Source organism: Capnocytophaga sp. oral taxon 335 str. F0486 (genome assembly GCF_000277665.1).
GTDB classification, from domain to species: domain Bacteria; phylum Bacteroidota; class Bacteroidia; order Flavobacteriales; family Flavobacteriaceae; genus Capnocytophaga; species Capnocytophaga ochracea.
Genome location: NZ_AKFR01000018.1, coordinates 1 through 26,538 on the forward strand (window position 1 = coordinate 1; position 26,538 = coordinate 26,538).

The window sequence follows — 26,538 nt, forward strand, 5'->3', positions numbered from 1 at the left end:
CCTATCATATTCTTTCCAAGATGGTTTGCAAGCACCAAAGCGAATGGTCGTATAGTGGTGAGCGTATAAAGGAAGATGCTAAAGCTTATTTTAAGTATCACTATCCCAACTACTCATCCTCACAAATACAACAGTCCTTACAGCATATAGAAAAAGTATTCAAAACTACCTATGATTTTTGGAATGTACTCACCAATAAACTAAGCGGACAGGACAAAACTTTCTTTAAAGAAGGTGTTTTTTGGTATTTTGAACCTTTTGCGTGGGTAACTCAGATGATGAAAATATTTAAATGGGATTTCAAAACTGAAGAAGATGGATGGCCTATTAAACTCTCCTACATCTGTGTATTCTTTTTAAAACGTTCTTCTATTTCTTTTGGGTTCTTTTTCCACTCTTGATAATGATTTTTAATAGTAGGAAATTTTTCTCTATATTCTTTGAAACTCCTAACCTCGTCAGCATCTGAATTTGATGCTGAATAAATGAAGTATCCAAATAGGAAAGCATTAACCAGTATAGTCCCAATAGCTATATATACCACGTACTTTACAAAAGATATATTTTTGAACGTGTTTTTTATAGCCTCTTTCTCTTTCTGCACTTCCTGCAATAGCTTTGACCGCTCCTCCTCGATAGGCTTTACATCTACGGATATTGCCCTGCTTAATACCTTTTGCGTTGCTTCTCTGTGCGCTGTAAGGTCTTGTTTTATCTCGGACATCTCCGCCCTAAAATTGTTAATACTCTTGTCAAGTTTAGTTACTACATCAGTAAGAACCTGCGCTATAATTTCATTTGAAAGTCTCTGTGCCATATTGTTTTTTAATGTTGAAAGAAAAATATTAAAATCCCATACTCATTCCTCGACCTCTGTCGATTGTTTGCACTACAATTTTGACCGCTTTTCGGGCTATTTCAGCCATATTTGCAGGCAAAGGCATTTTAGTAAGGTTCACCCCCCTATCTATTAAATTTCGCGTTCCAAATGCTTTTCCGAGTTCGGAGGCTTTTAAGTCGGTCCCGCTCGACTTATGCAAAAATCGCATTCCCTGCATTTCGCCCTTGCTATTAATCGTTGGCTTTACCTCTATGCCTTTACTATTCATCGCCTTGCTGAAGTCCTCAAAAGTATAACCTTTCTTGGCGCTCTGCTCGTATGCCTGGCGTATCTGTGTCTTTATATCGGGCGTTTTCTCTGCTTGGATTTCCCGCGCTGTCTTTAGCCCCATACTCTTGGCTATCTTCTCCGCGCTCTCCTGCGCTCTCTTCCCTATAAAGTTATCACTATGCGCCTTGCCGTCTATACCTATGCGGTTCGCTATGATATGAATATGGGGCTGGTCGGTACTCTTGTGAACTGTCATAAGAAACTGCGTTTTGTTTAGGTCAAAATTCAAGTTCTGCAAGTGCTTTACCCCTATTTCGTAAAGTTCCCTATTGGTAAATTCACGTTCATTTGATGGGCTCAAAACTATGCTATACGTATTGTTTTCGCACCTGGCATTCATTTCTTGGATTTCCCTCATCTCTGCAAGAATTTCCTCCCCATTCTCACCACTGACCAGGTTACGCCCTAACTCTTGGGCTTGCCCTTTGTCGTTAAGAATATAATTAATAGCCTGCGCACTGCCTTTAACTGCCTTTGCTTTGCTTACCATTGCGTATATAATCTAATTCAGCGTTTAATTTATAAATAACCTGGCGTATTTCCTCGACCAGTGTAGGCGCACCAACTTTGAAGGCATTACGTAACCTGGCAAAGTCGGTAGCGAATTTCTTTAAAGTCAAATAGGCTTCTGTCTCCTCTGCTGTGAGTGCAGGGGTGATGTGTCTTTCTAAGGCTGCCCTACGGCAGTACTCGGAGGAACTAAGCCCTACCGCTTCGGCTTTCTTGGCAATAGCTAACTTCTCAAAGCTGGTAACTCTGATAGTAATACGTTCTTCCGCCTTTACCTGCTTGGGAGGTCGCCCCCCTTTAGTGCCTTTCTCTTTGGTGGCGTTATGCCAACCTGGTTTGATGTCTTTTTCTTCTACCATATTTGCGTCGCTTTTACCTGCGGGGGGGTTCGGGGGGGAGGTCACCCCCCGTGCCCGTGAGGGCAACCCCCAACCGACCAACGGGAGGGCGGGCGAGAGGTTTTTTGTGCTAACAAAAACACATCTTGACCTATAACACTAATAAAACACCCATAACCCATTTTGATACGTGCTATACTATCGGCAAAAGTAATAAATAATATTGAAACCGCAATATTCTCCCCTAACAATTACCTCCCCATATCTCCTTAAAGGGTGAAAGAAAAAACAAAGTACTATTCAAAATTTATCTATTTGTAATCAGCAAGCGCATTTCTTATATTTGCTATTATAATATAAATAGACAGCTTAAAGTCTGTCTAAAATAAATTTCAAATTTATCTTTTTGGAAAAAAAAGCGTTCTATATTATTTTGCATAAAAATTTTCATCATGAAAATAAAATTTAAATATAATTAGTTCAGGTTAGAACCATTTAAAAAATCTATTAAAAAATATTTTGGATACTTTTGAAGGAATTAATTTCTAAAATGTTGGATTTAATTCTATAAATATTAAGAAAATGTTAAAATTCACCCGGCCAGTTTGCTTTTGTCTCTTGATGAGATGATTTTTTTCAAATGAAAGTGAAAAAATTCGTCTTACTTCTTAAAAACTCTCTTGATTGTATTAAAAAATATCATAGCTTATTATGATGTTTATCAACGAAAAACAAAAACACCTTTAAGCCTTTTCTACGGAAGGATTTAGAGAGTAATTAAAAATGAATAGTAGGAGTTTTATAATGAATAGTAGGAGTTTTATAATGTAGACATATTCTTTTAGTAGGAGTTTTATAATGTATTTTTCAAAAAGTAGGAGAATTATTTTTATAACTCCTACTTTTTATATATCTTTGCCCCATCTATTAGTAAAATAGGAGTTTTATAATGCAAAATAACCTATAAATAATATGGAAGAAAATAATAATAAAGAGCTAGTACAATCATATATTCTTACTACGGCTAAGTATGATTATAACGTATATGAAAAACGTATTTTATACCGTATTATAGAGCTTATGCAAGAACTAACTGAAGGGAAGAAATTAAATGAACGTTATAACGTTCAGAACAATCTTTTTGGGGATGTTGATATACAAATGCCAACAAAGAGTTTTTTAAAAGACGAAAAAGATAACAATCATAGTATCGCTAAGAAAGCTTTGTTAGCACTTAACCAAAAGCAAATAAAAACAGAGGACAATAATGTTTTTAGAGCATTTAATCTTATTGAGCGTCCTGTTATAGATAAAAAGGCAGGAATGGTTAGTTTTAGGTTATCTCCTTTCATAGCGTCAGTATTTATGGACTTTTCAAAAGGATATAGAAAATATGAACTTCAAACAGCTATGAGTTTTGAAAGTGTTTATGCAATGCGTTTCTATGAGATATTTAGTAATCAAAAAAAACCTATAACTTTTACAGTTGAGCAAATTAAGGAAATGTTCAATATTACAGATAAGTATAAGTATACAAAAGATTTTATAAGAGATGTTATAAGTGCTGCTAAAAAAGAGCTTGATAAATATAGCCCTTATACGTTTGATTTTGAACTTAATAGAAAAGGAAGAGGGGGAAAGATTGTTTCTATAACTTTTACTCCTAAATACCAACCTCAATATATAGATTCAGATTTGGAACGCCGTAGTTTAAACCAAAAGATATCTTCAAGATTCTCTCTATCAAAAGAAGAGGTAAATTACTTGAACCACAATTTTGGTTTTACAGAAATAGAATTACGAAAAAATATAGAAACTTTTAAAAATATAAATGCTGTTTCTGATTTATTGAATGAGTGTGCAAGTATAAAAGCAAAAATGAATGAATATGAAAGAAGAGGTAAAATTATTAGCAACAGAAAAGGGTATTTAATAAATGCCCTTAAAAAGAAGGTAGGAAAAATAGTTTCAGAAGCTAATAAAAACATATAAATCAACAAAATACATTTTATAGTAGGAGTTTTATAATGTATTTATAATTCTTTTAGTAGGAGTTTTATAATGTATTTTAATTTTTTTTGTACATTTGCTTCTGTATAAAATAGAAAAACAATGGATTTTTTAAACTTAGACGAATCAGTACAATCGGCTATTAGAATAGCTAAATCTATCGCTAGAGAGTATGGCAATAAATGCTATACTCCTGCTCATTTACTCAAAGCCTTATTACATAAGGAGATAGGCTTAGGCAGTTTTGTAGTTTCCTTAGGTAAAGATGCCCTTTTCTTAGAGGAATGGGCTGAAATAAGAATAGAAGAATGTGAACGACTAGCAGGTGTTACCGAAGTAGAAGCCGATGAAAAAATCCCTAAAGTATTTGAAGAAGCAGATAATGTACGCCTCAAATTAGGACTCTTGCAAATCAACCCTATTTGTACTCTTTGTGCTTTAGCTAAACCCGAAAAAGGCTTCTCTGCCGACCAGCTCAAGTCCTTTCCTATCCGTGAAAAAGAAATATTAGACTTCTTCCTTCAAGGAGACCATATTCCTCTGCAAACACTTCAACAAGCAGAAGGTCAGGATAATACTCACACTACCTCACAACCACTTACAAACTTACTAAATTATTGTATTGATAAAACTGCGCAAGCACGAGAGCAAAACTTATCACCCATTGTAGGAAGAAATAGAGAAACAAGACAAATGCTTGAAATATTAGGTAGGCATAGCAAGCCTAATGTAATGATTATAGGCGATTCAGGAGTGGGAAAAACGGCTATTGTTGATGGGCTTGTGTATGATATCATCAACGAAAAAGTACCTTCTTTCCTATCAGAAACAACTGTTTGGGAATTGGACAATGGAGCTTTGATAGCAGGAGCAACCTACAAAGGAGAAATAGAAGACCGATTAAAGAACATTATCAAAGAACTCCGGCAAATGGATAGGGTAATCCTTTTTATAGATGAAATACACACTTTATTAGACCCTAAACAAGGTAATGCAGGGGCTGCCAATATTCTAAAACCAGAACTTTCCAAAGGCAACCTCACTGTCATAGGGGCAACTACCACCGATGAGTACCGCAAACTCATTGAACCCGACCACGCTTTTAGTCGTAGGTTTGAAGTCCTATCGATTGAAGAACCTACTGCCGAAAACGCTACTGCTATGTTGCATTTTTCTCTTGAAAAATACAAAACATTTCACAAATTAGACGTAAGTGATGAAGCCCTAAACAAATGCGTAACTATGGCTAAACGCTATGTGAAAGATCGCCGTTTACCAGACTCAGCCATCGATTTACTCGACCGAACAATGTCAGCTGTAAAAATGACTAATGAAGCTGTTGCAACTGACCATCTTTCGCTATTGCAACAGCTCAAAGATTTGGAAGAAAAGCGCATAGACCTCACAGAAGAAGATTTCTTAAACAAATTATCGGAGGTGTGGAGAGATTTTTCAGTAGGGTTAAACCCTATTGTAAGAGGTTTCTTAAACCAAGATGTAAAAATAGACGAAAACACTAATAGTGATAGCGTTTGGGAAGCGCTTAACACAATAACTTCTCAACTTGAAACGTTTGCAAAAAATCCCATACAAAAAGTAGAAGAAGAACACTTGGCAAGTGTGGTAGCAGCAAAAACCAATATACCCGTAGGAAAAATACAAGAGGGAGAAAAAGAGAAACTACTACAAATGGAACAGGTCTTACAACAGCGAGTTGTGGGGCAAGACCACGCGATAAAATCGCTAACTGATGCTATTTTGGAATCGCGTAGCGGAATGAACAAACAAGGGCAACCGATTGGCTCGTTCTTTTTCTTAGGCCCTACAGGTACAGGGAAGACGGAACTTACCAAATCATTGGCAGAAGCCCTTTTTAACGACGAAAAGGCAATGATACGCTTCGATATGTCGGAGTTTAAAGAAGAACACTCAGCGGCTTTGCTCTATGGAGCTCCTCCAGGGTATGTGGGGTATGAAGAAGGGGGTCTTTTAGTAAACAAAATACGAGAACAACCTTACTCGGTAGTGCTTTTTGATGAGATTGAGAAGGCACACGCCTCGGTATATGATATCTTTTTGCAGATAATGGACGAGGGAAAACTACATGATCGATTAGGCAAAGAGGGCGATTTTTCCAATGCTATTATTATTTTCACCTCGAATGTAGGAAGTGATTGGATAGCGCAAGAAATGAGCGAAGGACGACACCCTACTACTATACAAATGATGGAAATAATGGGGCGTTACTTCCGTCCTGAGTTCTTGGCACGTCTTTCGGAAATAGTACCTTTCTCGCCTATTAAAGAAGAAATGCTCTTAAAAATATTCGACATACAGTTCAAAGGTTTTAGGAAACTCCTACAAGCCCAAAATATGGATATTACACTTACTGATGAGGCTAAAAAGACCCTTGCTTTCAAAGGGTTCACCCCTAAGTACGGTGCCCGACAAGTAGCAGGCACTATACGCAACTACTTGCGCCGACCTATTTCACGAATGATACTTTCAGGGACACTCAAAAAAGGACAACTATTGGTAGGCAATGTAAATGACCAAGAGGAAATAGTATGGGAAGTAAAAGATCTTTAGAGAATGAAAAAAAGTTTTATAAACAACTTGTACACACCTATTAATAATCAAATATAAACAAAAAATATTATTTATATTATACTATTTATGTTTTATGTAATTAGTTGTGTACACGTGTGCTCACACGGGTACGTAATTGGTAAAAAGGGTACGAGCTAAAGCCAGCGAGAGCTCACAGCTGGCTATGTGGGGAGAGAAAAAAATAGAGAATTAGAAAATTTGGGAAGACTTGTGGAGTTATCGGAGAAAAACGAAAAATATCAAAAAAGAGTTGGAGAGGATTTTGGTGAGAAAAGGCTCTTAGGAAGATATGCATAAGTTATAAAAAGGATATAGAAATGATGAACGAATGACGAACGATTGATATAGAAAGGGTATATAAGCATTTGACTCATATTGTAATACAATAATGTCAAAAATGTCAAGAAATAGTTTCGAGACAAAAGAAAGAGAAAAGTTATACCGAGATAATCCACCGTAGTGAGGCAGATTGAGAAATTACAAAATGAGCAGGTGAGAAAAATAACCCCAAAAATTTTTATATTTAGAAAAAAACACATACTTTTGTCGCTTGTATTACAGCATTTGTTTTGTTTATGAGTAATTTTGAATATTTCCCTATCAATTGGGTAGAAGGGATGCACATTAATGCTTCTCATTTTATAAATACAGAGAACTTTCTTTTGGAGAGAATCCTTAAAGCCACTTCTATTGCTTTTTTTGGTCAATATGGTATTTTGCCCGGTAGTAATCTTTCCCATTCAAACATTGAGATAGAGAAGATAGGCAATAAATTGGATATTCATTTGAAAACTTATTATGGTATTTGCCCTAATGGTTTCCCTATTTTTATAGATGAAAAAGATAATGCTGACATACGTGTTACCTTTGACATCCAGGAAGGGAAAGACAACCAAAATTGGGATATTGTATTAACCGTTTTCCCTTATCAAAGAAAACCAGTAGGGACTCCTGACCCCAATGAAATGCCTTTGCGTTATCCTAATATTCAACCTAAATTTCAATTAGGAATAATCTCTACAGAAGAAAATATTACTTACGACTCTTGTAGTGTAATTGTTGGGGTTCTTAAAAAGAGTAATAATTCTGAATACATTATAGACTATAATTATATTCCTCCTTCTTTATCAATGGATGCTCACGAATCTCTTAAGGAGAATATGAGTGATTTTTTAGGTAGTATAAATGATATTGATAGTAAATTGAAAAGTATCTTATTAAAGATACAGACACAACCCAATCACAATTCCATAACCGAAAGTCTTTCTGTTCTTTGTAAAGAAACGCTTAGATATATTGCCTCTAACAACTATAGTTTTAAAAATGATCCTTATCGATTATCTCCTTTCACGGTTTGTGAGAAAATAAATGGATTAATAGGTAGCATTTTATCTTCTTTTGTTTTTTTATCAAAGAAAGACAAAGAGGAGCTTTTGAAGTACTTCCAAGAATGGAATGGTGTTTTGCCTTCTTCTTTTGAACAAATGCTTTCAGATTCTTATGCTACAATATATAATCACAATCGCATTCAGCTTTCTATGTATAACATCAATTCTATTTTGGAAAATCTGAAAGAATTGTTTAGTAACCTCTCCCAATTAGAATTTGTCGGTCAGCACAGAGAAAGTATAGTTATATCTGAAAGTAGAGCATAAGAATATACTTCTGACTATGAAAAATAAGTCTACAATAAATCACAATTTATTAAAGAACACTTTGGCTACAAATTTCAAAGCCGAAGTGTTTGCTTGTGCACTTATTGAAAAAGGGGTTGATAAAGAAAATATCAAGATCATTCGCAAAGGGAAATCTTATAGAGGGGTTCGTAAGGAAGTAGATAAAATAATTGAAGAGCATACGTATAAGGGAGATTTTTATTCTATCCATATTCACCGAAGAGATTTATATGAATCGCTCCCAAAAGGCCTTTTTCACAATACAAATTCTATAGCCCAAAAGAATAAAGAGAAAACAACTTTATTAAAAATCATCAAGCAAGGAGAAAAGGAGGAAGCTTATGCTCGACTTTTTTTCAAACCTTTTGAACAATTTATAGACCAAGCATTTATTTTTACTCAGTTATATGAGAGGCGTTTGGAAAAACCTTTTGAATATGATGACTTTGTAAATTTATTTGTTGTTCACTGGCCTTTCTTGAAGGGAATGCCGTTAGACAAGGCGTTTTTTATTATAAAATTTTTATCACAAGGATATCGTATTACTGATAGTGAACAAATTGCCTCTATATTGTCCTTTTTTTTAGAATGTGAAGTAACCGTAGAGAATACTTTTAAACATTTCCGTTTGAGAACCTCTCATCATTGGAAATTGGGGAAAGAAAAATTAGGGAGAAGTTCAATTATAGGAAATAAACTTGTAGAAATGTTACCTGTAATAATCATACGAGTTAATAATTTGCCTTGGAAATACAAGAACTTTATTTTCCAAAATAGTGAAGAACGAAAACAAGTAAACTCTCTATTAGAGATGCTTATTCCTGCAGATGCTGAAATAGAATTTCATATAAATGGAAATACAAAAGGGGGTGTTTTTATACTTTCGGATACTGAAAAGCCAGCAATATTAGGATATTCAACAATTTTAAGTTAAAAAAACTTATGTTAAATGAAAGCTTTAAATAGAAAAGAAGCATTAATTTCTTATATTACATTCACTAAATATATGATTTTTTTGGTGATAGCATCACTTGTTTGTGTGTTTGCTTTCTTCAAAACATCTTCTGTAGAAATTAGTAAAATACAAACTGTTGGGAATGAAAATCAACAGATATTCGATGAACAAATGCTCTTAAGTAACCAGTTTGAGGATTTCTTTAAGACTTACCAAAGCATAGATTTGGTACAAGAAAACAATGTTCCTTTTTTAATGAATAACATTGCAACCAAAAAGATTAAAATAAAGAGTTCTTTGCAAAAAATACCTAAGAAAGATGCGCTTAGTTATAATTATATTATTGAAAAATCAGAATCTTTTTTACGCACAAGAGACTCTATCAATGCGCTAAAAATAAAGGAAAATACTTATAAGAATGACGTTATACGTTGTTCAGAAGAAAGCAGGGTAATTACTCGGAAAATGAGAGTAGGAAATCTTTCATATGATAGATAAAAGCTATGGAATACAGAAAAGAAAGACATAAGGTTACGCGTTCACAAGAAAAGATAATAGGACTAGTGTATGTAGTTGCTATTTTCTTACTATCCACAGGACTTTGTGGGTATATTCTATTTTTCAGTACCAATAATTACCAAACCCTAAAAGGGAAGAAGGCTATTTTAGAGCAAATACAGCGTGTGAGAGTTTTTGAAAAAGAACAGGCAGAACAGATGGACAAGGTTGAGCTTATCAATACAAAAATAGCTCAGTTTGACCCTTCACTAAAAGCCTTCTATGAAAAGCAGGAGATAACACTTCTTTTAGGAGAAGTTCGTAATGTTTACGTACAGCACAAGTGGGACAATCGTTATAAAATATTTGAACAAATGGCAATCTTTTATGAACTACAACTTTTAGATAAAGACCGGTTGTGGAATATCCAACAAAACATTGAAAAATTCAAATCGGATCTAGAGCGCTGTCGTGCAAACACAGAAAATAGACGTAATAATTTTCAATAACAAGTTTAATTTATGGATAAAGTTTTCAACCGTTGGACTCTTATTATCATAGCTTTCATAGGAATTGTTCTAACTGTTATGTGGTTTTTAAGAGGAAGTATTGTAAAAACGGAAATCAGAGCTTGGGTATCTCCTAGAGAAGTAGAATTGGGGTACCCTATTCGTTTTATAGACAGTACTTCTAATGCTACTGATGTATTATGGGAGTTTGGCAATGGAGACTCTTCTAAAGAAAGAAATGGCGTATATTTATTCCCGCAAACAGGAAAGTACCAAGTGCGTTTGAGAGTAAACAATTCCGTTGAAAAGCACTTTATTGTTACCGTAAAGGAGAGTAATAGACCTTCTGGGTATCAACCTATAAAAATCATTGCCCCACAAACAGCCATTCAAAATGAATATATTTCTTTCTTTGCCGATGGTTACTCTAAAGAATGGCGTTGGGAATTTGGTGAAACAGGGGAAGTGGATTCTTATGAGAAAAATCCTACTTATGCTTATAAACTACCTGGATCTTATCAAATAAAATTGATGTCGGAAGATTTGGCTTTCCCTATTGTACATTACATCGAAATATTACCTGAGTACACCGAATCAGACGATTCAGATGTTTTTTCACTTATTGCTAAAGATATACAAGAACACTTACAAAATATTATAGATGGAGAATCCTTTAATGAAAATTACAATTATATCTTAAGCAAGTATTTGTGTAATAATCCTAATCAATTAGTAATTACCAATGGTGCCAAACAGACCGATTTCTATTCATATTGTTACGATCTAAAATTTATAGGAAGCCAATCCACTGCAAACATTCAAGACGTAGTAATAGAAACCGATAAGGGGTCAAATTGTGTAAAGCGTATTTTAGTAAAACAAAGTCCATCAACTGCTACAAAATAAGAAACAATGAAAAAAATTTTCTCTATTATCATTAATATAATTTTTTTGAGTTTAATAGGGTGCTCTCCTATTACTCCACTTACTCGGGCAAAAAAAACACCTAAAATATATACCCAGAACTTTTGTTGCGAAGAAAAAGTAAAGAAATCTTTAGAGAAAAGAACTCCTTGGATTGTGTATTCTGATAGAGATGAAAATCCTACTTATTACAATGCGGGAGGGAAAGTAGTGCTAAAAAGAGCCTCTTATATGGAATCCTTTTTAGTGATAGGAAAAAAGGGAAATTACTTGCGTTTGGTAAAATATGACCCTAATATTATCGAAAATAACTCACTAAAAAACAGAAAACAAATAGTTTATTACGGGTGGGTACATCGAGATAATTTATTACTTTCCTCACACGCTATCACCGATATCAATTCGGGAAGAAGCTATAAGATGATTGCTACAATGAAAAATGACAAAGCACTGATAGATACTGAATTGTTATTTTCAAAAGATTCTTTAATTCTATACAAAGAACCTGAGCTACTGAATCCTATCAAAAAAATAGCTCTTCACTCATTGGTTTATTTATATAAAAAGAATGACGATAGAAGAAAGTCTTTGGTTTTTGTAAAAACAAAAATCAATCCAGAAAATGCCAAAGAAGTTATTTCGGGGTGGACATCTTCGTCTCTTATAGCTCCTTATGGCAACCTGTTTTATAGTCAGCTTTCACAAATACCTTTACAAAAGCTGACAATTATTGATGCTTCTAAGAAAGCTATTACACAAGAACCTACTTCTATTTTTCAATCGGAAGGCGATTTTATGGGACTAAATCCTATCACTTCAACTAAACAAGAGGGGAATGTAGTAGCTTTAGACACGTATGCTCCTATCAATGCAATTGACAACAATGAGAACTATGTATATGGTCTCTCTGGAAACCCTATTACTTACAAACAGTTCAAAAAAATAAAAGATAATTTAAAGCATATCAATATTGTTTTTGCTTTTGAAAACCACCCGAATGTAAAAAGTAATTTTGAACAATTAGTTATTTCTATCAATCAATTTAAAAACCAATTACCTCGCAAAGGAAATGTTATCTATCGAATAGGAGCTGTTATAGGGTTTGGAATGGATAACAATACTCTGTTGGAAATTTCCTTATCTAAAGATTTAGACACTACCTTAAAAGAATTGGATAAATTAGCCGATATTAAAAACCAAATTTCTGATTCCAAAGAAGGTTCTTGGAAAGCTACATTAAAAGCCTCACAAATACTTACAAAATATAAGGATGAAAACAACGTCATAGTAAGTATAGGAGAGAGTGGCAACAACAACGAAAAAGTAGAAGCCCCCCTTATACAAAGTATTACAAATGTACAGGCGAGAGTATTAGGTTATCAAGTATATGCTGATACTGGGAATTCCTTCAACAATTTTGTTCTGCAGATACAAGATATCATATTGAGAACAGCTAAAGAAATTGCAACAAAGAAAAAGGATTTTCTAGTAAATTCTAATCAACTAAGAGCTGAAAACCTTTTTGTAGAGAAAGGAGATAACCAATATAGTTTAGACTTCCCTGGGCAAAGTATGTGGCAAGGGTGGGTGATCTTCCCTAAGAAAAAAGAATTTATGTCACAAGATTTACTAGTATCCTCTCTCACTTCTCTTGTAAAAGAAGTACAATCTGACAGCAAGAACATAACCGATGAGTTACAGAAATCGTTTGCTGCTTCTGGAATGCCAAGAAGTAAAATCAGTTCACAATGGGCTTCTTTACAAAACTTGCCCAACGAATATACCACTAATGCAAACTTTGCAAAGACTTTTGCAGGAGCTGAACCTCATACTCTTTTCCCTGCTTTAGTAGAAATTAAAGAGACAGATTGGGAAAAAGGCAATCGTTTTTTGTTACTTTCTGAAGATGAGATAGAAGTAGTACACAATTTCTTGTCTGATATCACACAAAAACAAGTAGATTACAAATACAATGCTAAGAAAGATATAAAACACAAAAAATCTTTCTTAGAAGACGATGGCGATACCATTAAAGAAAAAACTCAAGAAACCCCAGAATACGATAATACCCGAAAAGTACGAAGATCAGTGCAAAGAAGTTATTACAAATGGGTAAGAAATAACAAACTACACCCTCTCAAAAAACGGCAAATAAAAAAAATATCCCTCTCAAAAGCTACAGAACTATGCATATGGATGCCCTCAAGCAATACTATTACCAAAAAGTTCACAGTGATAGATGTAGGAGATAGAAAAACAGTTTCAGATGCACAATTAGACAAACTCATTACCTACTTCTTACACAAAAAAGAAACCTTCGATAAAGCTATTAACGAAGAAAACCAACTCAAATCTAACGGTGAAATCTTCTATAAAATAAGTAGGGAATATTTGCCTTAGAAAATAGAATTGTTTTTGATCAAATATAACTCACATATATGTATTTAATTGTTTTGTTTTAAAAATAATTAATATGCTCGTTATAAGAAGTCTATAATCAAATATAGATAATTTTATAATAATTATATATTATTAAATCCAGAGCCTTATCTATGGGATTAATCTTATTTAAACAAAAAATAATTTCTTATTAAGTTTTTCTTTACAAGGTTATAGAAACGTTACAATAGTTTTATAGAATATAACTCTTTGTCAATTTTTGATCTCTATGAAAAAATTATAAAATAGTACACATATTAAAAATTGATTTGATTTACTGATAGCATTATAAGAATATAAGAATGGTATAAATTAGTATATAATTTGTCTGTATTTTTTTATTTCAACATAAATATATATTATATATATTATAATAAAATATTGAAGCCCAATTTTTATAATTATGTAAAAACCATTATAATTATAATATAATATATTGTATAAGATTGTTTGTATATGTTTTTATTTTGTAAACATTCCTCAAAGAGAAATAAAATAAAAAAACAAAAAAATTATTCCTAAAATTTTGTTTTTATGTATAAAAGTATTAACTTGCACCCGTTTTCTAAAAATAGAAAAATAATTTTATTGTTTCACACTAAAAATGTTGTATTATGGCATTTAGCTCTACATTAAATTTAGGTGGTAAAGAATTTGATGTTCTTGACTGCAAATACTCTCTAAAAAGAGACGTAGATTCAAAAGGAAGACCTTCTTCTAATATCTATGGAGGTCGCATAACTGTAACTGTGGAGTCCACTTCGGATACTACAATTATTGAGCAAATGGTAAATTTGTACAAACCTTTTTCAGGTAGTATTGTCTTCAAAAAAATTGATGAAGATGCTAAAATGAAAGAACTTACCTTTGAAAATGCATATATTGTAGAATTTGAAGAAGGACTTAGAGCAGAAGGAGAAAAACCTATGTCTCTTTCATTTACAATTTCAGCTCAAGTTTTGAAAATAGGTAATGCAGAACACCACGAAAATTGGCCTAAAAGTTAGGCTAATTACTAAAAAGAGTAAGTGCCTGACCTTATCGTTAGGCACTTTTGTTTTATAATAACTAAAATCCCATCATAAAATGAGTATAGTAGATTATGGTGTAGGGGGGAATATGGTAGAAAACGAAGCCTCAGAAGCTATTGCTAATATTCCATCTAATCGCACCTTATTAGTAGAAAAACTTACTGCAGAAGAACCTGTTGTTCCACAAACAGTGGAAGGACTTACAACAATTGAAGCTGTTTTTGAAGCATTTAATCCTAATATAGATGTAACTTTTGAAACAGACGATGGAGAGCCTGTTCAGGAGAATTTTGTATTCAAAAATACAGGAGACTTCCAGGTGAAGAATCTCACTTCTCAAAGTCCGTTTTTGAAGAATTTAGAGATACAAAGAGATTTCTATACCAAATTGGTGAAACAGCTTCGTTCTAATAAAATTCTTCAACGAGCATTGGAGAATCCAGAAACAAAACAAGCCTTTATTAGTGCTCTTACCCAGCTTAAGAATGAGCTTAATGAAAATGTTTAAATTGTAATTGAATATGTCAGAACAACAACTTAATGAACAATTAAAATCTGAGCCAGCACTTCAAGAACGCCAGAAGAGTTCAGAGTCTTTTTCTCAAACAGCTTTAAACGAAGCCTTAACAGGACTTTCTCGTCTTGGAGGGTTTAGTTTTTTAGAATCGGCTATAGAGGGAATTCAAAATTTGAATCCTGAGAGAAAAGCGCGTAAAAAAATGTTCTTAGTAGAAGAACAAAGTGCTCAAGAAAGAAAAGATTTAGCAAAGAAGATAGATTTATGGTTAGATTTGATTTCTAATAATACATCTATTGCTGATATGGTAGAAAAAAGTCAGCAGCAAGCCAATGAAACTTCTGATTTATTAGCTAAGAATCAACTTACAGCGGTTGAAACGGTTCGAGAATTAGAAAAATCATACCGTTCTGTTCAAGCATTTTACAAAAATACAGAAAGTGATAAAATAACTAACATCACTATTGTAAATGCTTCTCCTGAACAAATTACAGATCTTGACAATTCTGTTTTTATTGATTATATAGCAGATGAAATCAATAAGAATTACGATCGTTTAGATTTGAGAGAGAATTACTCTATATTAGTTCTTCCTGGTTATTTAGGCTCTAACAAAGTTCTTGAAAAATGGGCTAAAATAGCTTACGCTAATAAAGTACTATTGTTTACCGATTTTGCCGATTTAGAAAGACCTGATGATGTAGTAGACTTATTTTCATCATCAAATTTAACAGGTGGAGATATCTACAGAAGTAATGTAGTAATGTCTTGCAATTGGAATATAGGCAGAGGCGCTTATCAGGAGATAGGAGAGGAGGAAGATTTACGAGTTCCTCCTTCTACAGCACTTGCAGGTAGAGTTTATGCACAGCCTATTGCACAAGTAGTAGCAGGTAAGAAATATGGAGGTATTAACGAAGTAGATGCCGTTTCTTTTCCTTTAAAGAAAAGTGAAATATCACAATTAGAAGCAATGGGATTGGTACCTATGGTGAATGAGTATGGAAAAGTTATGGCTTTTTCAGGAAAAACACTTTTCAATGGAGATGATTTAGGATTGCAATCCTATTCCGTAGTGCGAGTATTTGACCACTTAGCAAAAGTAAATATCGATTTTCTCAACCGTCGTGCTTTCGAGAATTGGAACTCAAAAATAGCACAGGATCTAAGAGGACAATTGGTACGTTATTTTGATAGTATCAAAGGACCTGGCAGATTGATTCAAGATTACAAAATAATTCGTTTGGAGCAAGATCCTAATCAAAAAGATAGGGTATATTTAGATATGCACATCACTCCGTTTTTCCATACCAAAAGTTTTATTATTAGACTTGATGGTACCAAAGGAGATGACGGGACCTCTTGGGATACGGCATACGATGAACAATAGAATGATATACAAAAAGAACCCTCAGAATTATCATCTGAGGGTTCTTTATTATCCTTCATTTTCTGCTATTTTGAAAATGCGACTACCAATAATCATATTCTTTTCAAGGAGTTTATTTTCTTGAAAGGATAAATCTGGGTCAATATACTTTTTAGGTGAAAGTAGAGAAGGTTTGGTATAAAAAACCCAACCATATTCTTCTTTTTTATCGTAGTATTCTATGAGAGAAGAAGTCTTTCTCGCATTGTAATCAGAGACAATGAGTTCAAACCAATCGCTAAAAATCATTTCTTTCGTAGCTTTAGCTTTTATTCGGATAGGTTTTTCATCAGTCAAGTTTTTATAAAATTCTATTTCGAATACTAAAAGATTTTCATTTTCGATTGATGAAGATGAATTATTGAGCGTGTTGCCATCATAAGTGCGTATTTTGTATATTTCGATTGGTATTTTTAAATACGATTGGAATGTTTGTACAAAGAGTGGGCTTACCACAATAGGCAACAAACAAGTGCTTGCCCCAAAACCATATTTAAAATCATTGCTTATATTGAAAAACAATGAAAAAAGAGCTATGCTAATAAGCAATTGTATTAAAATCACTAAGAAATTCTTCCAAAAGGGGCTGTCGTTTAAGAATTTACAAAACTCTTTTAAGTATATATAGTTGAAATAACCCATTACAAGATAGAATAATTGCAATAACACATATACTATAGGCATAAAATCAACTTGCAAAAAGCCTAACCAACCAAAAACTGAAAACATCAAACTTGATAATACAACATAAAGAACTGCTTTCTTATCACTGAGAAGTTGTTGCTTTTTTGCGACAAAAACAGCTATAAATCCTATTAAAATAGCAATAATAGGGAGTATGAGTTGTGCTGTGAGCAGAGTTTGTATAAAAGAATAATTCATTTTACTAAAAGGTTTTTAATTTTCATCTATAAAGATGCGATACTGAAAAGTCATAGGTGAGATATGTACTAATTTTTTATAAATATTTTCTATAAGTACCTCTTTTTCGTCTATTATTGAAAATGTTTTTAGGTATACATCTATGGTACGAACAAGTCCTTGTAAGGAAGTTCCTCCTTTGCTTATTCCGTGTTCTATATAGACATCTCTGATTGTATTGGGATATTCGGCCAATAAGAAAGTCTTGATGTCATAATTAGTTACAATACGCCCTCTTCCATTGAGTAAATACTTGAACTGAGCGATTCTTTCTCTTTCGGTAGGCATGCCTAAACCCCCAGAAGAAGAGGTGAGTAAAAAAGCTTGTTTTACATAAGAATGAGCACCTACTGAAGTAGGTGATAAAGGAGTGTGGATACGTATACCATTTGCAAGTTCTCCTAAAGTTGCCCAATACTTAACAAAGAACAAATTTTCAGGGGAGGAGTCTAAGAATATATAATGAAGAGATTCATTATCACCTTGATTTTGTAAAGTACGCGCCATTAGTTGGATTCTTTTTATGGTTTCTTTCACCATTTCTTTAATATCCTTGTATTCTTTTTGCAAGAAAACCCTATTTCCTTCATCTTCTAATATATTTTCTAATTTAGCTAAGAAATCTTTAGTGCTTCTATTGTCGAAACTTTCACTTCCTCCTTGTCTCAAGGCGTAAGTTCTTTGTATAGTATCAGTTTTAAAACCGTGGGAACGTGTGTACGAATGATTTTTATCATCGGTTACTGATATTATTCCTAAAAAAGATTCTTTTTTGTCTAAGTTCATAGGTATAATTCCCAGTTCTCTTTCGTTGTTATGTGTAATTTCTTTGAGCTCTTTGTTGGCAACAGGCACCGCGTTGATGGCAATCTCCATTTCTGATAAGATTTGGTAGGAGAATTGTTCTGGGAAGCTAATACCTATCCACAGTAATTTTTCATCACATACAGCTACAGCCTCTTCATTGGTGAGTATGGACTCTCCTATATTAGAAGAGGGTACTAACTGTTTATCTTCTTTTTGTATAGAAAATTTTTGATCTATAGCAAGATAATGAGGTGTATAGTGTTCTAAAATTTCTCTGTTTACACGGTGATTAAATTCTTGGTTATCAAAAAAATATTCTACTAAATTGTTTTTTTCTATATGCTCTTCTACATATAAGCGATTTCTTACTTTTAAAATCTTGCCTTTACATTCCCATTGTGTGTATTGTAGAAGATTAAGATAATCTTCTTTTTTAATAACATTAGGGAAGTTGAAGAAAAAAGACAGATGTTCTAAGTCTTTTATATCTTCATCTAAAAAGAGTCCTATCCATATTTTTTTATCAGAGAATAAGGGAGAGGAGTATAATTCTTTTTTATTTAACTGTTCGTCTATTTGTACAATACCTTGTGGGTGTATAATTTTCTTTATGTTTGCCTGATAAAGAGGAATACTAGCAACGGGAAAGAAAGAAAACTCTTGCCTTACATCATTTCTTATAAATGGATTTTTTACTACAAATCTCATCTCCAATCCAGTTTTTACCTCATTCCATTGAGGGGCAATGTAAGCAATAGCATGAGAAGGCTTGGCTTTGGATACAGATTCTGGCAAAAGCACTTCACAAATACGCTGAATGACTCTATTTTCCATATCATACATCTCTCCAGAAAGTACATATAATTGCTCAGATAGTCCTTCTATAAGGAGACGTACTAAGGGGTCTAAATTTTCTACATTTTTTATATTCCAAAAGTGCAAGGCACTCCGTATCATACTCTCTTGTATTTCTTCTTTTTTCCCTTGGGTCATAGTTGCTAATTTTTAGATAAAGGACTTAAATATAATTTATACTGAAAGGCACAATAATTTCCATTGCTTTTTAGTTTTGTTTTGATTAGAATATTCACTCGTTTTCGTATGTTTACATTTCCATATAGAGAATCTTCTTCCAAAAGTTCGTCTATATTCATTTGGAAATCTAATATCGTAATCCTATGTTCATATAAAGAGATAGATTTTTTTAAACTTTCAGAAACTTCTTCTTTCCAACCTTCTACGGTTTTTACTTGTTCAAAATCTAATTCTCCAATAGTAGTACCATATTGTTTATCAAAACTACATTCTCCTTGGTAAGTAGTGATAAGAAGCTCTATATGAGTGTCTATTGATTCTACTTCTGTACATTTACCTAAGCCTCCTTTTTTTTCATCAAAAAAGGAGGAAAAATCTAACGGAATTTTATAATTATTTTTAGGTTCGTTTATTGTCATTTTTTAAAATTCACTTACCTACATAAAGGCTACAAATTTACATTAAATTTATCAAATACAAACAAAAAATAAAAAATATTAGATTGACTATCAAGTTATTTTTCTCTTTTATAAATTCATCAAAGAATCCTTTTCTCTCAAAAGAATATTTAATCTAACTTTTTATGATATTTATTTAGTTTATAATCAAAAAAAAACAATCAAATATACAATATTATTTGTTTATATAAATAATTAATTGTATCTTTGCCTAAAATATTTTATTCACCATAACAATATGAGAATCGTAAATATCAATCACAAAGGAGGGGTTGGCAAAACTACCAATACTATTCATATAGGTGCTGAACTCCATAATCGAGGATACAAAGTCCTCCTCATAGATGCCGATAATCAATGCGACCTAACAGGCGGTGTAGGAATTAAAAACTCAACCTATACCATCAAAGACTTTTTAGACAACAAGGGAAAAAATGTACGTCTTTCAAGTATAGCTAAAGACTTCCATCTATTAGCTGGTTCACCCGAATTGTATGCTGATAAATACCATCGCCAAGAACTACAAAAAGCATTAGAAAACTCCCACTTTGATGACTTATATGACTTTATATTAATAGATTGTCCCCCCACGGGTATTAATCCTCACTTCGTAACTTCTGCTGAATTAGCTATCTGTTCTGTAGATTATGTAATCATTCCCATACAAGCCGATTTATATTCTATTAAAAACGTATTTCCTTTTTCAAAAAAAATGTTAGACTTGAAAAAGTTCAATAATCGCCTCAAACTACTCGGTATATATTTTTCTAATGCTATCGATAATACGAATGTATTCACCGATTGTTTCAATAAACTGAAAGAAGAAAACCCCAATTATGTATTCACAACCTATATTCGTAAAGACGTGAAAGTAGTAGAAGCTGCCCTCGAAGGTATGACTATCTTTGAGTATAATGACAAATGTAGAGCTGCTGAAGACTTTAAACATTTAGTAACCGAAATTTTAACAAAAATAGAGAATGGCAAAAACTAAAAAAATAGAAAGAGTAGGGGAGTTCATCCCCGAAAACTTTGATGTTATTGCATCAAAGTTGAATGAAGATTTTTCGATAAAAAATAAAAAACAAAATATACGTATCAGTCTTAGCAAAGAGAAAAGCGAAAAGTTTAAATATCTGTTGAATATGTTCATCATTAAAACAGGAAATATTCATTATATGCAAAGAAAAGATTTCTTACGTATGATCCTTCTTGAAATGATTAATGAATTTAATCAAACTAATAGTTTTTATCCTGCAAAAGATACCTCCTTCAAAGAATTTATAAAGCGTGCTGGTCGTAGGTGGGGAGAAAGAACTATTTCTTCAAAAGAACTTTCTTTCATTATCTTTGGAGGTTATGACGATGATACTCTACAATTGTATGACGATGTTTGCTATTCACTAGCTAAAAAAGAAAATATGCAACGTATGAGTGAATATTCTACTAGCTATTTCTTTATTGATATTATTAACTTTATAGAAGAAAAATCTTCTTACTTATACAAAAAATACAGAATAAACAAATTATAATTATCAGCCTGTAACAGTTCCATTTAACCTTCGTTTTTTAAACCCTTTACTGTAACACTGATATGTCTTGTTAAAACAGTTCCAAATATCGTCTTTTTTAATAGTAACATAAATTAATATTTTTTAGAACTATGATTTTTGGATATGCTCGTGTCTCTACCTCTGACCAGAATATTTCCACACAAGTAACTCTTCTAAAAGAAAACGGATGTGAAAAAATATATACTGATATTGCCAGTGGCGTTCGTGAAGACCGAAAAGGGCTTAATGAAATGCTCGCTTTCCTACGTGAAGGCGATATTGTTATCGTATACAAAACCGATAGAATATTTCGTTCCATGAAAAATATGATAGACCTTATTGAGGTTTTCAATCAAAAAAAGGTGTCTTTTAAAAGTCTTACTGAGCCTGCTTTTGATACTACTTCTGTCAATGGTCGCTTTATTATCCAAATATTTGGGGCTGTTGCCGAATTTGAAAGAAACCTTATTGCCGAACGCACTAAAGCAGGATTGGAAGGTGCTCGCAAAAGAAATAAACACTTAGGTCGCCCTGCAGGAGTAAGCCAAGAGATTTTAGAAAAATACCAATTTGCATTACATCTCTATAAAAATAAAAATATCTCTATTGATAAAGCCTGCAAACAAGCAAAAATAAGCAAAACAAGTTTCTACCGAATAGAAAATTTAAAAAAGTAATTTATTCTCTTTGTCATTTCATTTCTTTTTATTACCTTGCGCCCATATTAATTTTTAAAAAACAATTGTATTATGCAAAGTACATTCTCTAAACTCCGTCCTATCTTCCATTCGGTGCATATAGATGGCAAAGACAAGACTTCACGCTTCAATAGTCTATCGTTAAAACAATCATTAAACTCTTGCTGTGATTTTGAGCTGGTAGAGACCATTGCTACCCGCAAAACCCTTTGGCAAGAGCAGTCACAAGAACTCTTAAAACAAGTGGGTAAAAATGTGATTATACGCCTTTCCTTCCCCAGAGGAGAAAACACTTTCCAATTTTCGGGCTTTATTACTGAGGTATTGATAGACTCGGATACCCCTACCCAAGGAGGAAGTGAAAACAAAATAAGCTTTATAGGTAAGGGAAGCCCCGTGGTATTGGACGATGCTCCTTCGATGAACTCGTTTGTAGAGAATGACCTTAAAAATATTGTAGAGACCGTTTTTAAAAATAAATATTTCGACTTGACTTGTAATCCTAAGTTTAAAGGGATTATTCCGTATGCGATGCAGTATAAAGAAAGCCGTTGGAATTTTTTGAATAGGCTTTCGGATATTTACAACGAACTACTGTATTTTGACGGTAGTAAGCTCGTGTTTGGAGAGGTAGCTGGTGAACAATCCGAAGACCTAACCATAGACGAAGATATTACCGAATTTAAAGTTTCTTCCAAAACACTTCCTTTTAAATACACCCTTTACAACTACAATGCGGAGGACGATGAATATATTCATTCGGACACCGAAGAGGAAGTAAGACCGCGCAATACCTATACCCAAAACGTTTTTCAAGACCCTGAAAATTTATATTCACAAAGAGGAATGCTTTCTGCCGAAGTACCCACCCCATTGGCAGGTGATACGGCAAGACTGCAACAGAGCAAATACCAACAGGCATTGGGCAAAATGCACTGCGTTGAGGGTAAAACCCACAATAGCTTGGTGCGCTTGGGTAGCCTCATTTACGTAAAATTCCCTTCGGGATTTGAAAAAGAAAATATGGGGGAATACCGAGTGATTTCGGTAGAACACTGTGTAGACCGTGACGATTATTACAACCGTTTTGTGGCAGTACCTTTGGGAATGGAGTACCCTCTTTACGAGCCACGAACCATTGCCTACCCTGAAATAGCCGAAGTAGTAGCCAACGACGACCCTAAGAAACAAGGGCGCGTGCAAGTGCGTTTCTTCTGGCAAAGACACTTAGGCGAGCAGACCTCTTGGTTGCGAGTACAAACCCCCGATGCGGGCGTGCTTACTGACAATAGTAGCAACCGTGGGTTTCAGTTTATTCCTGAGGTAGGCGACCAGGTGATGGTGAGCTTTGAGCAAGGTAACCCCCACCGACCTTATGTGAGTGGCAGTATGTACCACGGCAAGAACACCAAAGAAGTAAGCAACAACATAAGGAGTATTACTACCAAAAGCGGGAGTACTATTGTGTTTGACGATACTGAAAGCGCCGAAAAAATAACTATCAAGGATAAGAAAGGGAATATCATCACTTTTGATTCCAAAGACAAATCTCTTTCCTTACAATCTCCCGAAACTATTAATATTTCAGCTAAAAATGTAAAGATAAATGCCCAAGAAAACGTAGAAATCACAGCTGAAAAAGATATTATCACCCATTCTAAATCAGAAACAGTGATAAATTCTGAAGTGGATATTGATTTGGTAAGTCAAAAAAATATATCTTTGCAGTCAGAAGAAAGAATGACCCTCAGAAGTGATAATACTTTGGCAATAGAAGCTCAAAACAAAGCAACTCTTAGAGCTGACACCGCTCTTTTACAAGGTACTTCTCTCACCGAACTCAGTGGAGAGAGAATCAAACTAAAAGGTAAAAGCTTAGCCGAACTAATGGCTCGATTAGTGAAAATTAACTAAAAACACATACAAAATGCCAGGACAAGCAGCAACCATTAATAGTATGCACACCTGCCCTATGACTACAGGCAATACGCCTCACGTAGGAGGTCCAGTGGTTCAAGGGGAAAACAGTGTGCTCATAGGAGGACAACCTGCTACTACCGCCAGTTGTATATGCACCTGCGAGGCAGGAGGAGCTGATACCATTGTGCAGGGCGTAAGTAGCGTACTGATAAGCGGTAAACCCGCAGCAACAGTGGGAGATGCTACCGCTCACGGCGGTGTGATTATAAGTGGAGTGCCTACCGTTTTGATAGGCACTAACGATGGAGAAGTTACCGAAATAGAAGCTATAGAAGAACTTGAAACAACACTTGATATACCTTTTTTTGACCTAAACATCTAAAAACTATTCCTTATGAACGTATCTTATCCTACAGATAATATAATAAGTAAAGACTACCCTTTTGGTACCAGCCTACAAAACGGATTTTTCCCTATTGGCTTCTACCACTGTTGGCACGGTGGGGTACATATAGAAGGTAAAGGCAAAAAAGTAAAAGCAATAGCCGACGGGAAGATTATAGCCTTTCGCTACAGCAAGAACGAAATAGAAGTAGGTACAAAAGACGGTAAACCTATCTCCCTTTATAATAATTTTGTACTGATGCGCCACGATTATAAAAGTGGTAGCCACACACTCACGCTTTATAGTTTGTATTACCATCTATTTTTTGGAGAAGAAAAACCAGCACCTCCACAAGAGAAAAAATACAAGGCTGTACCAGCAGTTAATGGTGGATATAAACTAAGTGGTATATGGAGTGTCGATAAAACAGTGTTTTTCCCGACTCACGCTGCTTTAAACATAAAAGAAGAAAAAGAAGATTATTATGTGGTAAACGGGAAAGATATCAATAATGTTCCACAAAAAGAGATACGTATACCTAAGACTTATGGCAATGAAAAGAAACCAACTGTAAATAAAGACAAAGTACGATGGACAAGTATTGCCTATAAAGACCAAAAAGGAATTTTGTTATATTACACTGAAGGCGAAAGCAAAATCGCTCGAAAAGCAATTGCTGTAGAAAGTGCTGTTACTGTGAAAAATGACTCTGATGCAGAATGGATAGAGATTCTCTATGAAGGAGAAGTTTGTTTTCTCAAAAAGGGGGAATTAAAGGACGGAAAACTACAAGAAGTAACAACAGATAGCGCAAAAACGCCATCTAAACCTAATAAAAACAACAATTTTCCTCCTTTCCTACAAAACCAAAAACTTATAGAAGGCGTACAAACTTGTGATATAGCCGTAAAGGCTGGAGAACTTATAGGCTATGTAGGCAAACAAGGCATTTACAACCAGCCCGATTACTACGCCGCCCATCTCGAAGTCTTTACTCCTGGCAATTACAACAAAGTAAACGAAAAAGGAGAGATTATAGACAGAATGGGAATGTATCAATTTATCCATAACACTAAAGATAAAAAGTATATAGAAGGAGCAGGACAAAAACGATACTTTGAACTAAAAAAAGAAACCGTTTTAAAACCCTATCTAAAAGTATCGTCTGAAGATTACAAAGGAGTAATTGTAACTATAAACTCCAATACAAAAACAGAGAATTACACACAAGTAACACCTACCCAAATCATAGAAGAACTCCCTGAAAATAGTTATATACCCTCAATAGGTAAACGCAACGGTAAAAATTTTCATTACAGAGATATAGTTACTAAAAATCGGAAATCGTTTTGGGTAAGGAATAACTATATAGAAAAAGTACCTCGCAAATGGGAAAAGAATAAAGTAGACTATAAACTAAAAGCCGATACCCCTTGTCTTTACCTCACCAATCCAGATGAGGAAACAAAATATCGCGATAACGAACAACAAAAAAGAATTTGTGAGTTTAAAAATACGCTATCCCGAATGGTTTTGATAGACAAAAGTAAGTGTAAAGAAATAACTTATGAAGGTAAAAAATGGCTCTATGTAAAAAGCTATTACTACGAAGGGAACAAAATTATATACAATTATGGTTGGATAGAACACCCCAAAGAAGAAGAGCTTTTTAGTGCTCATTGCTGGAATAAATTTGGATTCAGTTGCCAAGATGCCGAAGACCATAGAATATACCCTATAGAAGGAGTAAACCATTACGGAGGCACTTCAGAGTTTATCAAGAAAATGATAAGTTTACTTGATGAAAATGGAGATAGAATTATCGACAACAAAGAACTCAGAGCAAAGTACAACAGCCCTAACACTTATCATATTCTTTCCAAGATGGTTTGCAAGCACCAAAGCGAATGGTCGTATAGTGGTGAGCGTATAAAGGAAGATGCTAAAGCTTATTTTAAGTATCACTATCCCAACTACTCATCCTCACAAATACAACAGTCCTTACAGCATATAGAAAAAGTATTCAAAACTACCTATGATTTTTGGAATGTACTCACCAATAAACTAAGCGGACAGGACAAAACTTTCTTTAAAGAAGGTGTTTTTTGGTATTTTGAACCTTTTGCGTGGGTAACTCAGATGAT

The 26,538-nt window shown here is 33.9% G+C and carries 24 protein-coding genes; 18 read left to right on the forward strand and 6 right to left on the reverse strand.

Annotation, left to right across the window (positions count from 1 at the left end):
• The coding region (locus tag HMPREF1320_RS03745; protein ID WP_034554042.1) for a hypothetical protein at positions 1–401 on the forward strand (401 nt) is incomplete at its 5' end.
• Here the strand turns inward: HMPREF1320_RS03745 and HMPREF1320_RS03750 are convergent.
• The 3 genes from HMPREF1320_RS03750 to HMPREF1320_RS10800 are packed head-to-tail and all read right to left on the reverse strand — an operon-like array spanning position 338 to position 2,040.
• Positions 338–817, reverse strand: a complete 480-nt coding sequence (locus HMPREF1320_RS03750) for a hypothetical protein (protein ID WP_034554044.1) — start codon at positions 815–817, stop codon at positions 338–340. The two genes, HMPREF1320_RS03745 and HMPREF1320_RS03750, sit on opposite strands and share 64 nt — an antisense overlap.
• Positions 818–845: 28 nt before the next feature.
• Positions 846–1,661, reverse strand: a complete 816-nt coding sequence (locus tag HMPREF1320_RS03755; protein WP_034554049.1) for a relaxase/mobilization nuclease domain-containing protein — start codon at positions 1,659–1,661, stop codon at positions 846–848.
• Positions 1,636–2,040 carry a plasmid mobilization protein gene (locus HMPREF1320_RS10800; protein WP_009417445.1) on the reverse strand — a complete coding sequence of 135 codons (405 nt, stop codon included), beginning with the start codon at positions 2,038–2,040 and terminating at the stop codon, positions 1,636–1,638. The genes HMPREF1320_RS03755 and HMPREF1320_RS10800 overlap by 26 nt, the downstream gene beginning before the upstream one ends.
• Before the next feature lie 951 nt (positions 2,041–2,991).
• On the opposite strand from HMPREF1320_RS10800, the gene HMPREF1320_RS03765 reads away from it, so the two are divergent.
• From HMPREF1320_RS03765 to HMPREF1320_RS03815, 11 genes are all read left to right on the forward strand, one after another.
• Entirely contained in the window at positions 2,992–4,011 is a 1,020-nt protein-coding gene (locus HMPREF1320_RS03765; protein WP_009417448.1) for a replication initiation protein, read from the forward strand.
• Positions 4,012–4,131: 120 nt separating this feature from the next.
• The gene (locus tag HMPREF1320_RS03770) at positions 4,132–6,618 is read left to right on the forward strand and encodes an ATP-dependent Clp protease ATP-binding subunit (RefSeq protein WP_009417449.1); all 2,487 of its coding nucleotides are present in this window, start codon (positions 4,132–4,134) and stop codon (positions 6,616–6,618) included.
• 596 nt (positions 6,619–7,214) lie between these two features.
• Positions 7,215–8,294, forward strand: coding sequence for a hypothetical protein (locus HMPREF1320_RS03775; RefSeq protein WP_009417443.1), 1,080 nt, complete (start codon positions 7,215–7,217; stop codon positions 8,292–8,294).
• A gap of 61 nt (positions 8,295–8,355) precedes the next feature.
• Positions 8,356–9,249: a type VI secretion system baseplate subunit TssG gene (locus HMPREF1320_RS03780; RefSeq protein ID WP_009417439.1), complete on the forward strand. Its 894-nt coding sequence runs from the start codon at positions 8,356–8,358 to the stop codon at positions 9,247–9,249.
• A gap of 15 nt (positions 9,250–9,264) precedes the next feature.
• A complete protein-coding gene (locus HMPREF1320_RS03785) occupies positions 9,265–9,768 on the forward strand; it encodes a type VI secretion system TssO (RefSeq protein WP_009417458.1) in 504 nt (167 codons plus the stop codon).
• Between the two features lie 5 nt (positions 9,769–9,773).
• The gene (locus HMPREF1320_RS03790; RefSeq protein ID WP_009417447.1) at positions 9,774–10,277 is read left to right on the forward strand and encodes a type VI secretion system transmembrane protein TssO; all 504 of its coding nucleotides are present in this window, start codon (positions 9,774–9,776) and stop codon (positions 10,275–10,277) included.
• A 12-nt stretch (positions 10,278–10,289) separates the two neighbouring features.
• Positions 10,290–11,183 (forward strand): PKD domain-containing protein, encoded by an 894-nt coding sequence (locus tag HMPREF1320_RS03795; protein ID WP_009417460.1) that lies wholly within the window; start codon positions 10,290–10,292, stop codon positions 11,181–11,183.
• A gap of 6 nt (positions 11,184–11,189) precedes the next feature.
• On the forward strand, positions 11,190–13,601 hold the full coding sequence (gene tssR, locus HMPREF1320_RS03800; RefSeq protein WP_009417451.1) for a type VI secretion system protein TssR domain-containing protein: 2,412 nt from the start codon (positions 11,190–11,192) through the stop codon (positions 13,599–13,601).
• 653 nt (positions 13,602–14,254) lie between these two features.
• Positions 14,255–14,647: a type VI secretion system tube protein TssD gene (tssD, locus tag HMPREF1320_RS03805; RefSeq protein WP_083835356.1), complete on the forward strand. Its 393-nt coding sequence runs from the start codon at positions 14,255–14,257 to the stop codon at positions 14,645–14,647.
• A gap of 79 nt (positions 14,648–14,726) precedes the next feature.
• A complete protein-coding gene (locus tag HMPREF1320_RS03810) occupies positions 14,727–15,179 on the forward strand; it encodes a hypothetical protein (protein ID WP_009410174.1) in 453 nt (150 codons plus the stop codon).
• A gap of 13 nt (positions 15,180–15,192) precedes the next feature.
• Positions 15,193–16,578: a DUF5458 family protein gene (locus tag HMPREF1320_RS03815; protein ID WP_009417442.1), complete on the forward strand. Its 1,386-nt coding sequence runs from the start codon at positions 15,193–15,195 to the stop codon at positions 16,576–16,578.
• 48 nt (positions 16,579–16,626) lie between these two features.
• Here HMPREF1320_RS03815 and HMPREF1320_RS03820 read toward each other — a convergent pair whose 3' ends face one another.
• From HMPREF1320_RS03820 to HMPREF1320_RS03830, 3 genes are read right to left on the reverse strand one after another with little or no spacing between them, the layout of a single operon-like run.
• Positions 16,627–17,499, reverse strand: coding sequence for a TssN family type VI secretion system protein (locus HMPREF1320_RS03820; protein ID WP_009417461.1), 873 nt, complete (start codon positions 17,497–17,499; stop codon positions 16,627–16,629).
• Positions 17,500–17,514: 15 nt separating this feature from the next.
• Positions 17,515–19,338, reverse strand: a complete 1,824-nt coding sequence (locus tag HMPREF1320_RS03825) for a type VI secretion system baseplate subunit TssF (protein ID WP_009417453.1) — start codon at positions 19,336–19,338, stop codon at positions 17,515–17,517.
• A gap of 5 nt (positions 19,339–19,343) precedes the next feature.
• A complete protein-coding gene (locus HMPREF1320_RS03830) occupies positions 19,344–19,799 on the reverse strand; it encodes a GPW/gp25 family protein (protein WP_009417441.1) in 456 nt (151 codons plus the stop codon).
• 277 nt (positions 19,800–20,076) lie between these two features.
• On the opposite strand from HMPREF1320_RS03830, the gene HMPREF1320_RS03835 reads away from it, so the two are divergent.
• The 6 genes from HMPREF1320_RS03835 to HMPREF1320_RS03860 form a co-directional block, all read left to right on the forward strand.
• The gene (locus HMPREF1320_RS03835) at positions 20,077–20,832 is read left to right on the forward strand and encodes a ParA family protein (RefSeq protein WP_051018413.1); all 756 of its coding nucleotides are present in this window, start codon (positions 20,077–20,079) and stop codon (positions 20,830–20,832) included.
• A complete protein-coding gene (locus HMPREF1320_RS03840; RefSeq protein ID WP_009417446.1) occupies positions 20,819–21,370 on the forward strand; it encodes a hypothetical protein in 552 nt (183 codons plus the stop codon). The genes HMPREF1320_RS03835 and HMPREF1320_RS03840 overlap by 14 nt, the downstream gene beginning before the upstream one ends.
• Before the next feature lie 131 nt (positions 21,371–21,501).
• Entirely contained in the window at positions 21,502–22,068 is a 567-nt protein-coding gene (locus HMPREF1320_RS03845) for a recombinase family protein (RefSeq protein WP_009417444.1), read from the forward strand.
• Positions 22,069–22,140: 72 nt separating this feature from the next.
• A complete protein-coding gene (locus tag HMPREF1320_RS03850; protein ID WP_009417455.1) occupies positions 22,141–24,003 on the forward strand; it encodes a type VI secretion system Vgr family protein in 1,863 nt (620 codons plus the stop codon).
• A 13-nt stretch (positions 24,004–24,016) separates the two neighbouring features.
• Entirely contained in the window at positions 24,017–24,391 is a 375-nt protein-coding gene (locus tag HMPREF1320_RS03855; protein ID WP_009417452.1) for a PAAR domain-containing protein, read from the forward strand.
• Between the two features lie 12 nt (positions 24,392–24,403).
• The coding region (locus HMPREF1320_RS03860; protein ID WP_009417440.1) for a M23 family metallopeptidase at positions 24,404–26,538 on the forward strand (2,135 nt) is incomplete at its 3' end.